The sequence below is a fragment of the Parvibaculum sp. MBR-TMA-1.3b-4.2 genome (genome assembly GCF_053628815.1).
This window is the reverse complement of record NZ_JBRJHC010000001.1, coordinates 1,456,632-1,471,340: the sequence shown is the minus strand read 5'-3', so window position 1 is coordinate 1,471,340 and position 14,709 is coordinate 1,456,632. Positions and strand designations below refer to the sequence as shown.

The window sequence follows — 14,709 nt, the reverse complement described above, 5'->3', positions numbered from 1 at the left end:
TGTGATGGGGGTCGCGGTCGGAAGATGGCAAGGGGATTGATGTCGGAGGAAGTGCTGATCAATGTCGGCCCCGGCGAAACGCGCGTCGCGGTCGTCGAAAGCGGTCGTCCTGTCGAGTTCTTTCTGGAGCGCACCATGGCGGATGCGCTGAAGGACAGGACGGGACGTGCAGGGCATTCCGTCATCGGAAATATCTTTCTGGGCCGTGTGCAGCGTGTGCTGCCGGGCATGCAGGCCGCCTTCGTGGAAATCGGTCTGGAGCGCGCGGGCTTTCTTGGCGCGCGCGAGGCGAGATGCCTTTGCGAATTGACGGGCCTTGATGAAGGCACATTGCCGCCTATTTCCGCTTGCGTCACGGAAGGGCAGGAAATTCTCGTCCAGGCAGTGAAGGATCCGATAAGCGAAAAGGGCGCGCGTCTTTCCGCCAATGTCACGCTGCCCGGACGCCTGCTTGTATTGGTGCCCAACCAGTCCGGCGTTGCGCTGTCGCGCCGTATCGAGGACGAGCCTGAGCGCGAAAGGCTGACCGCGCTGGTGGAAGAAATGGTCGAGCGCTTCAATGCCTGTGGCGTTACGGGCGAGCCTGCGGGCTTCATCGTGCGCACCGCCGCCATCGGTGCGACGGCGGAAGAGATTGCCGCTGACGCACGACAGCTCGCCGAGGAATGGCGCCAGGTCCGCGACAGGCAGAAACGATCCTCGCCGCCTTCCGTCGTCTTTCATGATCTCGATCCGGTGGCAAAGACGCTGCGCGACTGTGTGAATGCCGACACCGAACGTGTGCTGATCGACGATGCGGAAGCCTTTGCGGAAGCAAAGCACTACTGCAAGCGTGCCATGCCTGAAATGCTGGACCGGGTACAGCTTTTCAACGGGCCGGGGCCTCTTTTTGCCCTTTACGACGTGGACGGACAGATTGAAACCGCGTTGGAGCCGCGTGTGGAACTGCCCTCGGGCGGTTGGATCACCATAGAGACGACGGAAGCGCTGACCGCGATCGATGTGAATTCCGGCCGTTACACCGCAGCCACCGGCCTGGAAGAAACAAGCGCGCGCATCAATCTTGAAGCGGTAGAGGAAATCGTCCATCAGCTTCGCCTGCGCGGCACGGGCGGCATCGTGGTGATCGATTTCATTCACCTGAACGAACCCGACAACATTGCAAAGGTGATCGACGCGCTGGAAACGGGGTTTGCGCGCGACCGCGTGCCGACCCAGATCTCGGCCATGTCGGAATTCGGCCTGGTAGAGATGACAAGGAAGCGCGTGCGCGAGCCGCTGGACAAGCTGCTGACCGAACCCGCCTATGCCAATTGCAGGCCGCGCCGCAAGACCTGTGCGACGGTGGCAAACGATCTCTTGCGGCGCATCCAGCGCGAAGCGGCAGGGGCTCCGGGCCGCACGCTCGTTGCGCATGCGTCCACCGAAGTGGTGGACTGGCTGGAACGAGGCAACCCCTATCTGCTGGAACGGCTTAGCGAGAAAGTCGCCGCGGCGGTCAGTCTCGTGCCGGAGCCCGATTACGCCCGCGAAAAGCTGGATGTCGGGGTGCTGCAATGAGCGGGAAGGAGAGTGGAGAGCGGGATGGTAAGGTCATTCCCTTGCGCGCGCCAAGGCCTTGCCCGATTTGCGGCAAGAAATCTGCGCCCGATGTCCATCCCTTCTGCTCGAAGCATTGCGCGGATGTCGATCTCAATCGCTGGCTGAGCGAGGGCTATGCGATTCCCGCCGTGGAGCCACCCGACGATTTCGACCCCGAAAGCCTCGACCTCGACGAAGAGGGCGAGCGCGGCGGAGGCAGGTAAGCCCTTAACCCTGTTCGCCAATTCGGCTTTCGATATTCTGACCGAAAGCTGTGCGGCACCTCTGGACAGTGCCGGATCAATCTCTTATAACCCGCGAACCTCACCAAGGCGGTTTGCCGGGGCCTCAAGAGCCCGCCCCGCTTTGGAGCTTCCGCCCAGGTAGCTCAGTTGGTAGAGCATGCGACTGAAAATCGCAGTGTCGGTGGTTCGATTCCGCCCCTGGGCACCACTTCCCCTGCTTATGAGCGGTCCTCCCATCTAGTATCCTTGCGTCGCTTGCTGAGCACCGACCGCCCCGAAAAACGCACGCCGCCATTTACGCCTCGGCCGTCAGATGCTCCTTGCTCGCGGCTTCCCAGATTTCGCGGGCGGCGTCGGCGTTCATGATCGCGATGCCGATCCCGACGATGAGGTCCGGCCAGGCGGAGGGGTAAAGGGCCGTTATCGTCCCGGCTGCGATGATGGCGATGTTCGCGAAGGCATCGTTGCGTGCCGAGAGGAAAGCCGCGCGCGACAGGCTCCCGCTTCGATGCCGGTGCCCCACGAGAATGAAAGCGCATCCCACATTGACGATAAGTGCGCCGACGCCGGTCAATGTCAGCGGCCCCGCCGTCGGCGGGACGAAGTGCCCGATTTTCTGGTAAGCGACCCAGACAGCCGCAAGCGATGGCACGAGCAGGATCAGCGCCATCGCTTTGCCGAGCCTTGCCCGCCACAGGACGGGCCAGGTGAGCGCGATGACGATCAGGAAGTTGACCGAAGCATCCTCGAGGAAATCGATGCTGTCGGCAAAGAGCGACACAGAGCCGATTGAGAGTGCCACCGCGAACTCAACCCCGAAATAGGCGAGGTTGAACAGGGCAACGAGGCGAACCGCCTGACGAAAATCCTGTGTCCTCTCGAGCATGCGTGCCTCCCTCTTTGCGCTCCGGCCCGGACGAAAGGTCTAGTTCCCTGTCGTCACTCGACCGATTCGAGTTTGACGGTAACGGGTTCGATGGCGTTTGCTGTGGCGACCTCCACGATCATGTGGTCCGGGCGGTCGACGTCGTCGATATGGGTTTCAAATCCTGCGCCGCCGGCTTTGTTCTGCGCAATTTGTATCGCGCCGCTGAGGGACACTTTCGCGCCTTTCAGCGTTGCACGCATATTGCCGAAACGGGCGCGCAGCGATTTCGAGGCGTAGTGTTCGGACCGTACATCCGGAACCTCTGCCGTCGCGCTGTCTACCAGCACTGTTTCCGAGCGATCGAACGTCAGAAAGCGGACTTCGTAATAATAGATGCCGTTTTCTTCCTCGAAATCGACATTGGCCGGTGTGCCGTCCGAGTGCTTTTTCGCAGTCGCTACGGCATCGAGAAGCGATACTTTCGCCGCGTGGGCGGCGGCAAGTTCCGCGCCCGTATCATTGGTCGGTTCCGTCAGGGCGGTGCAGCCCGCGGTCATCCCGCAGATGAGCACCAGAGCGGTCAAGGGGGCGAGTTTCATGGGTCGGTCCTTTCGTCGAATGGGCCGGTTGTTCCGCCGACAAGTCTGTTCATGCGGGTACCGGCGGTCTGGAGGGTGGAATAGATGATCGGCATGGCGATGAGGACGAGCGGCATCTGCACGATGAGCCCGGAAATGATCGCGATGGCGAGAGGCTGCTGCATGGCCGAGCCCTGGCCGATCCCGAGTGCCAGCGGCATCAGGGCCAGAATGGCGGCAAGCGTCGTCATGGCGATGGGCCGCAGCCGGTTGAGCCCCGCCTGGAGAAGTGCATCCGGGGACGCCATGCCTTCCTTCCGCAGGTCTTCGTACTCGGAGAAGTAGAAGATCGCGATTTCCGTCACGATACCCACCACCATGGTCATGCCCATCATCGCGGTGATGTTGAGCTCGACCCCCGTGACCCAGAGGCCGGCAAAGACCGACGACATGGCAAAGAGCGGCATGGCGATAATCGAAAGCGCCAGGGAGAGCCGCTCATAGAGGAAGAGCAGCAGAAGGAACACCAGCGCGAAGGCCGCGATGATGACGCGCACCAGCCCTTGAAAGGCGATCTGCTGCTGATGATAAAGACCGCCCAGCTTGTAATAGGTGCCGGGCGGGAAGAGGTCCGACTTGTCGAGAAGCGTCTTCACGTCGGAGACCGTGCTGCCGAGATCGCGTCCTTCGATGCGTGCTGTCACCGCCACCATGGGCTTCAGATCGTCGCGGGTGATCTGGGGCTGCCCCGTCAGCAGCTTCACCGAGGCGATCCGTCCGAGCGCGATCTTGTGGCCGTCGGGCGCAATGATCCGAAGCTGTTTCAGGTCTTCGGGCGTCGCTCGGCGCGAGGCAGGGATCCATACCCGCACATCGATGGTCCGGTCGCCGCGCTGGATGGATGTCGCGACATTGCCGGAGAGATAGGTCGAGAGCTGCTTGTTCACCTCGTCCGGCGTCAGCCCTTCCAACCCTGCCAGAATGCGGTCGACCTTGATATCCAGCGCATCGCCCACAATGACGACGCCGTCGCGGATTTCGGCGACGCCGTTGACGTTGCCAATGGCATTGGCGACTTTCGGCGCAATCTCGCGCAGCTGCGTTTCATTGTCTCCATAGATCTTGATTTCGATAGGCTGCGGCACGGACGTCAGATCGCCGATCATGTCTTCCATAAGCTGTGCCGTATCGACGTCGAGACCGGGCACCTTGTCGGCGATACGCGCGCGTACATCCGACATGATTTTTTCGATCCCTCGTCGTGGCAGAGGTTTCAGCTTCACGAAAAAGTCCCCGGTATTGGTCTCGGTCAGACCGCCGCCCAACTGGGCGCCCGCCCGGAGCGAATAGGTCGCGACCTCGGGGGTTTGGGAGAGAATGTCGCCGACCTTGCCCAGAAGCTTGCCCATATCGGTGAGCGATGTCCCGGGCGGAGCGACATAGTCGAGGATGAAGCCACCCTCATCCATCACCGGCATGAAGCCCGAGCCCGTATTGCGATAGGCGAAATAGCCCGTGCCCGCGAACGCCGCCAACACGGCCAGCAGGATGAGCGGTGTGCGGCGTATGCGCAGAAAGGCCGCCCGATAGCTTTTCGTAACGCGGGCGAAGGTACGGCCTTCATGTTCGATGTCCCGATCCTGTTCTGAAATCAGAAAATCGGCGAGCAGGGGAATAACGAAGAAGGCCACGAAGAAAGAAACAACCAGCGAACTTGCCATGGTCAGCGACAGCGCCTTGAAGAAGGCGCCCGTCACGCCGGAGAGGAAAGCCAGCGGCAGGAAGATGATGATGGTGGCCGAAGACGATCCGATGAGCGGCTTCCAGAATTCGCGCGCCGCGCGCCGGATCTTGTCGTGCAGTGACTGCTCGCCGCCGTCGAGATGGCGCACGATCTGTTCGATCATCACGATAGCGTCGTCGATGATAAGGCCGATCGCGGCCGCCATGCCACCCAGCGTCATGATGTTGAAACTCATGCCAAGGGCATAGAGAAAAAGCACCGTGGCGGAGAGAACGGCGGGCACGACCACCAGGGTGATGATGGTGACCTTGAGATTCCGGAGGAAGAGAAAGAGAACGACCGCGGCAAGTCCCACACCGATCAACACGGCATCGCGGACCGTCTTCGCAGTTTCCACCACCAGCTCGCTCTGGTCGTACCAGTTCGTTATCTTCACGCTTGGCGGCAGCTTGTTTTTATAACCCGCCAGCGTCTTCTTCACGTCGTTGATGATCTGAACCGTATTGCCGCTCGGCTGCTGGAAGATCTGAAGAATGACGGCATCTTTGCCGTCTTCGCGGATGATGGTCCAGTTCGGCGCGGCGGCGGGATGAACTTTCGCAATGTCGGACAGCCGGACGACACCACCCGCGCTCGCGCGCACCACGACGTTACGCACGTCATCAAGCGTCTTGAGACGCGTATCGGTCAGCGCGAAGAGGAGTTTGTGCCGGTCTTCGACCCGCCCGTTGACTTGCAGAATGTTCGATGCGGAAAGCGCATCCGCCACATCCTTCATCGTCAGGTCGTAGCTTGCCAGCAGGCCGGGGTCGGCATCGACCCTGATTTCCGGCGCGCTGCCGCCCATCACCGAGGCCTGCGCGACCCCGTTGATGGACGACAAAAGCGGCACCAGTTCGTATTTGGCGATTTCGCGCAGCTTGGTCGTGCCGATCTGGTCGGATGTCAGCGAATAGGCAGCAATCGGAAAGACCGTCGGATTCATCCGTCGAACTTCGAAGCTCGTCCCCTGCGGCAGGCTCGGCAGGATGCGGCCGATGGCGGATTGGACCTGTAACGTACGCGTGGCCATGTCCTCGCCCCAGGCGAAGTTGAGCGAAAGCTCGGCGCTGCCGCGGCTCGTGGTCGAGCGTGTTTCCTGAAGACCGGGGACGGTCTTCACCGCTGTTTCCACGCGGCGCGTGACTTCCGCCACCATTTGTGGCGCGGGCCTGTCGCCCGCATCGACGGTCACGGCGATCCGCGGAAAGCTCACATGCGGGAAGAGTGCGACCGGGAGCCCGAAGCCGTTCATCGCGCCGCCGATCGCGGCGACGGCCAGCAGGAAGAGGATCGAGTAGCGGTGCTTGGCGGCCCATTCGGCGATCGTCATTTCGACACCTCATGCACTGCGATACCGTCTTCAAGCGCCGCATTCCCCGAGACGATCACCGTAGCGTCGGGTGCAATGCCTTTGCCGATGAGCGATGTCGTGTCGGTTTCGGCAAGGATGTTCACATTGTGGCGAGCAGCCTTGCCGTTCTCGACGGTGTAGGTGTAGGTGCCTTCCCCGTCTTCGAGGATGGCGCTGCGCGGCACGAGGATGCCCTCGCGGGGTGGCAGCGAGAGATGCGCCACCATGGTCGTGCCGATGACCGGCAGGTTTTCGGGTGGGTTGTCGAAGGTGGCGATAGTGGGAACGAGCCTGCTCTGCGGATCGATCATGCCCCCGACGGAGCGGAGCGTCGCTTGCATCTTCCGGTTCCCGTCGAGCGGCATCGAAAGCGTGGCCTTGTCGCCGGGCGACAGGCGGGTCGCGTCTTCGGGTTCGAGACCCAGTCTGGCGACGAGCCCTTTCTTGCTGGAGACAGAGGCGACGGCGCTTCCCGCGGTGAGCTGGTCGCCCTGCGCGGCGCTCAATGAGGTGACGACGCCGCCGACCGGCGCTTTGAGAAGTGTCGATCCGGTCGACGCACCTGCCTTCTTCTGAGCCTTCAGTTGTGCAAGCGCATCGTTGAGCGACTTGCGCGCGGTGGCGAGCTGATCGTTGGAAGAAAGCCCAGCCTTGTTCAACCGCTTCTGCCGCTGGAATTCCGAGCGGGCCAGATCATAGGCGCTGCGGGCCTGTGCATATTGCGCGGCGGCAGCCGGTGTGGTGGTGATGCGAACAAGGGGTGTGCCTTGAGCGACATATTCTCCCGCATGCACCATCACCTCCTCGACGATGGCGTCATATTGCACGATCACATTCCGGCTTCCCGCCGGGGCGGCGGCAAGCGTGCCATAGGACAGCACGGTCTCCGAAAGGGAGCCGCTATGCGCCGCCATCGTGGTGACCCCGGCGCTTGGCGCGGCGTTCGCCGATATGGGTAGAAGGACCGTGAAGCTCAGAAGAATGGGGAGCAGGGGTGAGCGGAAATAGTGTTTCATGAAGAGCGATCCTTTTCGGGCGGCGTACCGGCCGGGAGGCAAAGCGTGGTGTCGAGCGACAGGAGATCGCTCCAGAGCGCATCCTGCAGGTCGAAGAATTCGGTTTGCCGGCTGAGCCAGGCTTGTTGGAGTTGTGCGGCAAGGGAGGGGTCGAGATCGCCCGCACTGGCTGCCTTCGTCGCAGCCGCAGCATGTTTCTGAAGGGTGGGAAGTTGCCCGGTCAGTGTTTGGAGGCGCGCTGAAATCCGACGACTCTCCCGCCAGAGGCGCCAGGCGTCGGCTCGTGTCCGGTCGATGCGCGCCTGATATTCCTGCCGGAGCTGTTTGCGCGTCGCGCGCTCTATCGCGATCCGGCCCTGACCCTGATCGAAGATCGGCAAATCCATGCTCACGCCGAAACTCGTCGTATGGACGTTGCTCGTATCGCTGGCGCGGGTGAAGCCGATCTGGATATTGGGGAATTGCGAGAGAACGGCCTTGAAGACGGCCTCTTCCTGCGCCTTGTAGCCCTGCTGAAGCGCGAGCAGATCGGGGCGGCGCGACGGCAGCGTCGAAAGCGCCTTCTCCATCTGAGCCTTGTCGGGAAGCGCCGGAAGAACCGGCGCCGCAAGGTGCAGATCTGCCTGCGGCGTAAGCCCCAGCAGCGCCTTGAGATCGGACATGGCCGATGAATGATTGTTTTCCGCGCTCAGGAGCTGGCCTTCGAGGTCTTTGCGCGGGCTCGTGAGTGCGTCCGCCTGGTCCGGCGCGAGGTCGCCGCGAGAAAGCGCCGCGCTGACGGCGCTATCGGAAACATGGTCTTCTTCAAGCGCAGATGAGATTGCGGAGATGCGGGTCTCCTCGGTTGCAGCCTGCGTAAAAAGCGTTCGCGCTTTCGCCGCCGTCTGCCATTCCTGCCAGAGAAGATCGAGACGAGCCTGCTCGGCCGAAGCCTTTGCGGAAGCCGAGGTAGCCGAATGCGTGAGAAGCGACTGAAGATCGAAGGTCAGGCCGTAGCTGTATCCCTTGACGAGCCCTTGGCCTTGCGTCGTCGGCTGGTCGATGCTTGCCGAAACCTGCGGATTGGGCAGAAGCCCCGCCTGGAAGGCCTGTGCGCTGGCGATGTCCCACTTGGCGCGCTCTGCCTTGAGGCCGGGATTGCCCAGCACCGCGAAGCCTGCCGCCTGCGTCATCGAAAGCCGCGTCTTGCCCATATCCGGCAATTGGCTGCGCAGGTCCGGCCCCTCCGGCAGCGGCTCGGCGTGATAGGTCGCGCAGCCCGTCAGCAATAGGGCCGCAAAAACGAGGACTGAAAGTCGAAAACCCTGCATGGGCGGCGCTCATCCGGGTGGTTGGACAGGATGCGCGGATCATGATGGGCGGGCCTTCGCCGCAGGATGGGGCGAACTATACAGATTTGTGTATTTTGCCCCAGCCAGCCGGAAGGCCGATGGTCGCAGTCTTGGGCGCGATGGCGATGGATTTTCGCCGGATTTCTCTATGGAGAGCCCCCGTGCCGACGAATTATAGTGACAGCATGAAAATACTGCTGGTTGAAGACGATGCGGAGACGGCCGCCTATATCGCGAACGGTCTGAGGGAACATGGCCATGTCGTGGATCTGGCGGAGACCGGTCGGGACGGGCTGTTCCTTGCGACCGAGGCCGCTCACGATGTGGCCGTCGTTGATCGCATGCTGCCGGGCATGGACGGGCTCGCCATGGTCAAGGCCGTGCGGGCCGCCGATATCAAGCTTCCCATCCTGTTTCTGACGACGATGGGCGGGATCGATGATCGCGTCGAAGGCCTGAACGCCGGCGCCGACGACTATCTTGTCAAACCCTTTGCCTTCAGCGAATTGCTTGCTCGTATCAATGCGCTCTCACGCCGGCCCGTGCCGGTGGCGCATGAAACAACTCTCAATATTGGCGATCTCGAACTCGATCTCCTGAAACGACTGGCGAGGCGCGACGGCAAGACGATCGAGCTGCAACCTCAGGAGTTCCGGCTTCTGGAATTCCTGATGCGTCATGCCGACCAGGTCGTAACGCGCACCATGCTGCTGGAACATGTCTGGGATTTTCATTTCGATCCGCAGACCAATATCGTCGAGACGAATATCAGCCGTCTGCGGAGCAAGATCGACAAGGGGTTCGACCGGGAACTGATTCACACGATCCGCGGGGCAGGCTATGCACTTCGAACGCCTGAGTAGAGCCCTCCGCTCGACGGCCTTTCGCCTTTCCGCGATTTTCACCGCGATCTTCATACTGTCCTATGTCGTCGTCTTCTCGGTCACCTATTGGGAAACCACGCACGCCCTGATCTCGCAGCGCAGGGGCGCGATCGAGCAGGAATTTGCCGCAATGAAAAACCGTTTCCTGCGCGGCGGCATGGAGGCGGTAAGGCGAGCGATTTCGGAAGAAAGCACGCCGCGATCGGGTTTTCCCGTGTTTGCCTTGGTGAAAACGACTGACGGCGCGTCCTTCGGATCTGTGTCCCTTGAACGTGCAGAGATCGGCTGGCACGACTACCCGGAAGCAAACATCCCCTCGATAAAGGGTGAAGACCGCGACGAGCATGTGCTTTCCGCCTATGCGGGAAAGCTTGCTGACGGGAGCCTGCTTCTCCTTGGCTTCGACCGTTACAATATTGTGGAAACTCAGGAAGCCATCGCCTGGGCCTTCACCTGGAGCGCGCTCATCATGCTGTTTGTCGCCGCGAGTGGCGGGATATTCGTGGGCCGCCGCGCGCTTTATCGTATCGACCTGTTCAATGAAAAACTTCGTGAGTTCGAAGGCGGCAAGCTCGATACGCGCCTGCCGGTACGCGGCAGCGCGGATGAGCTGGATGAACTTTCGGTGTCTGTGAATGCAACGCTGGAACGTGTGGAAGGTCTGATGGCGAGCCTTCGCCAGGTCTCGAGCGATATCGCGCATGACTTGCGGACGCCCTTGACGCGGCTTCGGCAACGGCTCGAGGCGGCGTCTGCGAACGCGAGAACGACGGAAGATCATGCCGACGCCATTCGCGATGCTCTCGACCAGACGGACGCCATCCTCGCAACCTTCTCCGCGCTTTTGCGGATTGCGCAGATAGAGTCCGGCGCCAGAAGGGCCGGGTTTGCGGCGTTCGACCTGAGCGGGACCTGCAACTCCGTGCTGGAGGCCTACAGGGCCTCGCTGGAAGATGACGGACGGGAAGTGACGGCGCGGATAGAACCCGGCCTGACGGTTCGCGGCGATCGGGAACTCATTTCCCAGGCGCTCTCCAATCTCATCGAGAACGTCCTCCGGCACACACCGTCCGGGACGCCTGTCGGTATCGGCCTGCATGAAGCGGGCGGCCGGGTCACGATGTCGGTGTCCGATGAAGGGCCGGGCATCCCCGAGGCGGAACGGAACAAGGTGTTCCAGCGCTTCTACCGGCTGGAAGGAAGCCGCACGACGCCGGGCAACGGTCTCGGACTTTCGCTCGTTCTCGCCGTCGCCGATCTTCATGCCGCCGAAACCGAAGCGAAAGGCGGCGAAAGGGGCCTGACGATTTCGATTTCGTTTCTTGCCGGCATGCCGCCAACTGGAGGAGAGCCGTGAACCTCAGATCCCTGCGCCGCACCGTCGTGGGGACGCCGGCCGTGCTTCTGCTTGTCGGCCTGTCATCGGCTTTCTTTGGATATTCATGGCGATCGGAGAGGATGTTCTTGAAGGCGAACATATAAGCTACGATAGGGAGCTTCTCTTGTGGCTTCGTGTCCCCGGGCACCTCAACGAGATGATCGGTCCTGCCTGGCTTGAACAGGCGTTCAGGGACGTCACCAGCCTTGGTAGCTATACGGCCCTCACCATGGTCGTCGCGATCTCGGTCGGATATCTCCTCGTCGCTGCTCGCTATCGGACGGCCTTGATCGCCGCATCGTCCGTCTCGCTCGGGGCCCTTCTGGAACGGGAGCTGAAGCTCTCCTTCGCCCGCCTGCGGCCCGACCTGGTGCCGCATCTGGTGGAGGTGCACACGCTCAGCTTTCCCAGCGGGCACGCCATGCTGTCCGCCATTACCTATCTGACGCTCGGTTCGCTCCTCGCCTCGGCGGAGCCGGAGCGAGGCCTGCGGATTTTCATTCTGACGGTCGGCCTGTCGCTCACGCTGCTCGTCGGGACGAGCCGCGTCTTTCTGGGCGTCCATTGGCCGAGCGACGTACTCGCGGGCTGGGCGGCGGGATCCCTGTGGGCGTTGGCTTTCTGGGTGTTCGCCATCTGGGCCGCAAGGCCGGCCTCTTCGCCTCCGGAGACGAACTGATCCTCCATTTTGTATGTGGGATTTTTCTGTGCCTCGTATTGATTGGCCGGCGTTGGCTCCAATGGGAAAGACCGAAGCTCATCGTGCCTGCTCCCGCCATTTGCCGGAACAAGGGTGAAGATGGTTGAACGTCAAAGCGCACCGAAAATGTTGGCCAGAAACATGGTGCTGAGGCGTTTGACTGCGGGATAGTTAAATAATTTCAATGGATTGTGCGCGGCAGGTAAGCCGCCCCTAGGCACCACCTACCCATCCAAGGACGTCCGAGAAAGTCCGAGACGGGTTCAAATTCCAAACAAAATCAACCGCTTGAGTCCAACAAGGTCCGACCTTGTCTTTGGGCATCCAAGCGTCGTGACAGTACTTCTGGCGGTACTTTTTCGCACCTCAGCAGCGAGGTACCTCCATGTCGCTGACAGACGTGGCCGTAAGAACGGCAAAACCAAAGTCGAAGGCTTATCGGCTCTTTGACGGCAATGGTCTCTTCCTGTTGGTCACTACCAAGGGGCAACGCTATTGGCGGTATCAATATCGCCACGGGGGCGCAGGAAGCTTCTGGCGCTGGGTGTGTATCCTGAAGTGTCTCTGGCCGAGGCCCGCGAGGCGCATCGGAGCGCGCGAAAGGCTGTGGCGCGGGGAGAGGACCCCGCTCACATAAGAAAGCTCGAGAAGATCGCTGGAGCAGATTCTGCGAGCAACACGTTTCGGGTGATTGCCGAAGAGTGGCTCGCCAAGCAGGACCGTGAAGGCAGGGCAGCTGCGACGATCAAGAAGAACAGATGGCTGCTCGAGTTTGCCTACCCGATCATTGGCGATCGACCGATACGCGACATTTCGGCGCCTGAGATCCTTATCGTGTTGCGGAAAGTGGAAAGCCGGGGGACCTATGAGACCGCTCGACGGCTCCGCAGCACATGCGGGATCGTCTTCCGCTATGCCGTGGCAACCGCCCGGGCTGAAACCGACCCGACATTTGCTCTCCAAGGGGCGCTCACCACTCCAAAGGTAACCCATCGGGCGGCCATCATTGATCCCTCAGGTGCCGGAGCGTTGCTACGAGCGATCGATGGTTTCGATGGGCAGCCGGCGACCCGGGCAGCCTTGAAACTTGCGCCGCATGTATTTGTACGTCCCGGAGAATTAAGGACTGCCGAATGGCATGAGTTCGATCTGGAGCAGGCCTTGTGGACCATCCCGGCAGCCAAGACAAAGATGCGCCGCGTCCAGAAGGTACCTCTTTCGCGCCAGTCGCTCCAAATCCTGGAGAATATCAGGGAACTAACAGGCAATGGGCCACTTGTCTTTCCCGGAGTAGGAAATCGCCGACGACCTCTCTCGGAGAACACATTGAATGCCGCTCTTCGGCGTTTGGGATACGACAAGTCGGAAATGACAACCCACGGCTTTAGGGCCATGGCTGCATCGCTCCTGAACGAGATGGGCACATGGAACCCCGATGCCATCGAACGACAGCTTGGCCATGTAGAAGCGAACGATGTCAGGCGTGCCTATGCTCGCGCTGAGTTCTGGGATGAGCGCATCCAGATGATGCAGCACTGGTCGGATTATCTCGATGAGCTACGCGTGAAACCGGCCAAGTGAATGAAAGCCGGATCTTGCACGGCTCTTCACAGTCAAAACGAAATGAGATCACGTGAAGAGAAGACCTCTCTGCGCGGAGAACGCTAGATGAAAGGAAAGCGTAGAAAATGAAATCGGATATGCCCCTAGGGAACCTCATTATCAAAGCAGTCGCGTTTGCCGCGGAGAAGCACCGTAATCAACGTCGTAAAGACGCTGACGTATCGCCTTACATCAATCATCCAATTGCGCTGGCTAATGTTCTTGCCAATGAAGCTGGGATTGATGACGCCTCAGTGCTGTGTGCCGCCATTCTTCACGATACGATTGAAGACACGGATACGAGTGTCGAAGAACTCGAGCGCACATTTGGCTCTGTGATCGCTGGTATTGTGTCCGAAGTGACGGACGACAAGTCGCTGGACAAGCAAACCCGGAAGCGGCTTCAGATCGAGCATGCACCTCACAGTTCCCCTGAGGCCAAACTTGTGAAGCTCGCGGACAAGATCTGCAATCTCCGTGACATCTTGGCCAACCCGCCAATGGACTGGTCAACTCAACGAAAGCAGGAATATTTCGAGTGGGCTGCTAGCGTTGGCGAGGGGCTTCGGGGTGCGCACGCTCAGCTGGAGGCCCAATTCTGGGAGACTTGGAAGCGGCGATCAGAACTGTAGTCGGGCTGATGTGCGAAAGGTTTGATGCCCCTGTAGGACCGCTTGGTGAGAGCGCTATTCGACGTCCTCACTACCTTGGAGGTCAGCCTGCATGCGCAGGCCCACCGGCGTATCCACCCCGACAAATTTTGGGTAGTAAACATTCAGGACACGAAAAACCCGAGCGCCGCATCGATAGCTACGTCAAGCCGAAGGGCTGCTTAACGAAGCCCGGCATGAAAACCATGAAGGCGGCCATGAAAAACTTTGGCAGGGAGTTGTCTGATGGCTTTGCTCCAAATCCAATTGACTTTGCCTGAAACCAGAACGTGGCGCTCTATTCAGTCAGGCTCTCCTCCCATCCAGTCAGGTCTTCTATTCGCCAGGCCACAAACCTCGGACTGACCTTCACAGGACGGGGGAAGCGGCCTTTTGCAATCAGGTCGTACAGGGTCGATCGCGGAATGCCATATCGCTCCGTAACCTCGGCGCGTCGAAGTAGTTTCTGTGTCATGGAATTTGGTATCTCCTGCAGCTGGATCGAGACGGATTGTCTCATCACGACTCGAAGCTGCTGAGATTCATTATCTTCATCGAATGCGCCTCGCTTTGCCCGCTTGTTTGCGAATGAGCGGAGAATGGAAGAGAGGAATGCTCTTGGGAAGAAGGTCAGAGCCATCTGGTTTCAGAGAGGCATGAGGAGCGTGTTGCATTCCATCTGCATCTCCTAAACTAGGCCAGAAACCCCTCTGGAACATACGTGTCGTGGTTCCGTGGG

At 60.5% G+C, this 14,709-nt stretch carries 13 protein-coding genes, 1 tRNA gene and 1 pseudogene; 9 read left to right on the top strand and 6 right to left on the bottom strand.

Annotated elements, in window-relative coordinates; translation table 11 throughout:
• Positions 1–24 precede the first annotated feature (24 nt).
• The 3 genes from ACSSVQ_RS07060 to ACSSVQ_RS07050 all read left to right on the top strand — a co-directional run bounded on the left by ACSSVQ_RS07060 (position 25) and on the right by ACSSVQ_RS07050 (position 2,034).
• Positions 25–1,560, top strand: coding sequence for an Rne/Rng family ribonuclease (locus tag ACSSVQ_RS07060; RefSeq protein WP_454181814.1), 1,536 nt, complete (start codon positions 25–27; stop codon positions 1,558–1,560).
• Complete coding sequence (gene yacG, locus ACSSVQ_RS07055) at positions 1,557–1,805, top strand: DNA gyrase inhibitor YacG (RefSeq protein ID WP_293328213.1); 249 nt, start codon at positions 1,557–1,559, stop codon at positions 1,803–1,805. The genes ACSSVQ_RS07060 and yacG overlap by 4 nt, the downstream gene beginning before the upstream one ends.
• Positions 1,806–1,958: 153 nt before the next feature.
• Positions 1,959–2,034: transfer RNA gene (locus ACSSVQ_RS07050), tRNA-Phe, on the top strand.
• A gap of 87 nt (positions 2,035–2,121) precedes the next feature.
• On the opposite strand, the gene ACSSVQ_RS07045 is transcribed toward ACSSVQ_RS07050, so the two are convergent.
• The 5 genes from ACSSVQ_RS07045 to ACSSVQ_RS07025 are packed head-to-tail and all read right to left on the bottom strand — an operon-like array spanning position 2,122 to position 8,735.
• Complete coding sequence (locus tag ACSSVQ_RS07045; RefSeq protein WP_454181812.1) at positions 2,122–2,712, bottom strand: cation transporter; 591 nt, start codon at positions 2,710–2,712, stop codon at positions 2,122–2,124.
• A 53-nt stretch (positions 2,713–2,765) separates the two neighbouring features.
• The gene (locus tag ACSSVQ_RS07040; RefSeq protein ID WP_454181810.1) at positions 2,766–3,293 is read right to left on the bottom strand and encodes a PepSY domain-containing protein; all 528 of its coding nucleotides are present in this window, start codon (positions 3,291–3,293) and stop codon (positions 2,766–2,768) included.
• Positions 3,290–6,388, bottom strand: a complete 3,099-nt coding sequence (locus tag ACSSVQ_RS07035) for an efflux RND transporter permease subunit (protein WP_454181808.1) — start codon at positions 6,386–6,388, stop codon at positions 3,290–3,292. Before ACSSVQ_RS07035 ends, ACSSVQ_RS07040 begins: the two co-directional genes overlap by 4 nt.
• Positions 6,385–7,425 (bottom strand): efflux RND transporter periplasmic adaptor subunit, encoded by a 1,041-nt coding sequence (locus ACSSVQ_RS07030; RefSeq protein WP_454181806.1) that lies wholly within the window; start codon positions 7,423–7,425, stop codon positions 6,385–6,387. Before ACSSVQ_RS07030 ends, ACSSVQ_RS07035 begins: the two co-directional genes overlap by 4 nt.
• A complete protein-coding gene (locus tag ACSSVQ_RS07025) occupies positions 7,422–8,735 on the bottom strand; it encodes a TolC family protein (protein ID WP_454181804.1) in 1,314 nt (437 codons plus the stop codon). The genes ACSSVQ_RS07030 and ACSSVQ_RS07025 overlap by 4 nt, the downstream gene beginning before the upstream one ends.
• A 206-nt stretch (positions 8,736–8,941) precedes the next feature.
• Here ACSSVQ_RS07025 and ACSSVQ_RS07020 point away from each other — a divergent pair, with 206 nt between their 5' ends.
• From ACSSVQ_RS07020 to ACSSVQ_RS06995, 6 genes and pseudogenes are all read left to right on the top strand, one after another.
• Positions 8,942–9,619 (top strand): winged helix-turn-helix domain-containing protein, encoded by a 678-nt coding sequence (locus ACSSVQ_RS07020; RefSeq protein WP_454184661.1) that lies wholly within the window; start codon positions 8,942–8,944, stop codon positions 9,617–9,619.
• On the top strand, positions 9,597–10,997 hold the full coding sequence (locus ACSSVQ_RS07015) for a sensor histidine kinase (RefSeq protein WP_454181802.1): 1,401 nt from the start codon (positions 9,597–9,599) through the stop codon (positions 10,995–10,997). The genes ACSSVQ_RS07020 and ACSSVQ_RS07015 overlap by 23 nt, the downstream gene beginning before the upstream one ends.
• A gap of 145 nt (positions 10,998–11,142) precedes the next feature.
• Entirely contained in the window at positions 11,143–11,697 is a 555-nt protein-coding gene (locus ACSSVQ_RS07010; protein WP_454181800.1) for a phosphatase PAP2 family protein, read from the top strand.
• A gap of 406 nt (positions 11,698–12,103) precedes the next feature.
• Positions 12,104–12,348: pseudogene (locus ACSSVQ_RS07005) on the top strand (Arm DNA-binding domain-containing protein); the annotation flags it as partial.
• A 57-nt stretch (positions 12,349–12,405) separates the two neighbouring features.
• Positions 12,406–13,299 (top strand): tyrosine-type recombinase/integrase, encoded by an 894-nt coding sequence (locus tag ACSSVQ_RS07000; RefSeq protein ID WP_454184660.1) that lies wholly within the window; start codon positions 12,406–12,408, stop codon positions 13,297–13,299.
• A 107-nt stretch (positions 13,300–13,406) separates the two neighbouring features.
• Positions 13,407–13,952: an HD domain-containing protein gene (locus ACSSVQ_RS06995; protein ID WP_454181798.1), complete on the top strand. Its 546-nt coding sequence runs from the start codon at positions 13,407–13,409 to the stop codon at positions 13,950–13,952.
• A gap of 316 nt (positions 13,953–14,268) precedes the next feature.
• On the opposite strand, the gene ACSSVQ_RS06990 is transcribed toward ACSSVQ_RS06995, so the two are convergent.
• Positions 14,269–14,445, bottom strand: a complete 177-nt coding sequence (locus tag ACSSVQ_RS06990) for a helix-turn-helix transcriptional regulator (protein WP_454184659.1) — start codon at positions 14,443–14,445, stop codon at positions 14,269–14,271.
• Positions 14,446–14,709: the final 264 nt, after the last annotated feature.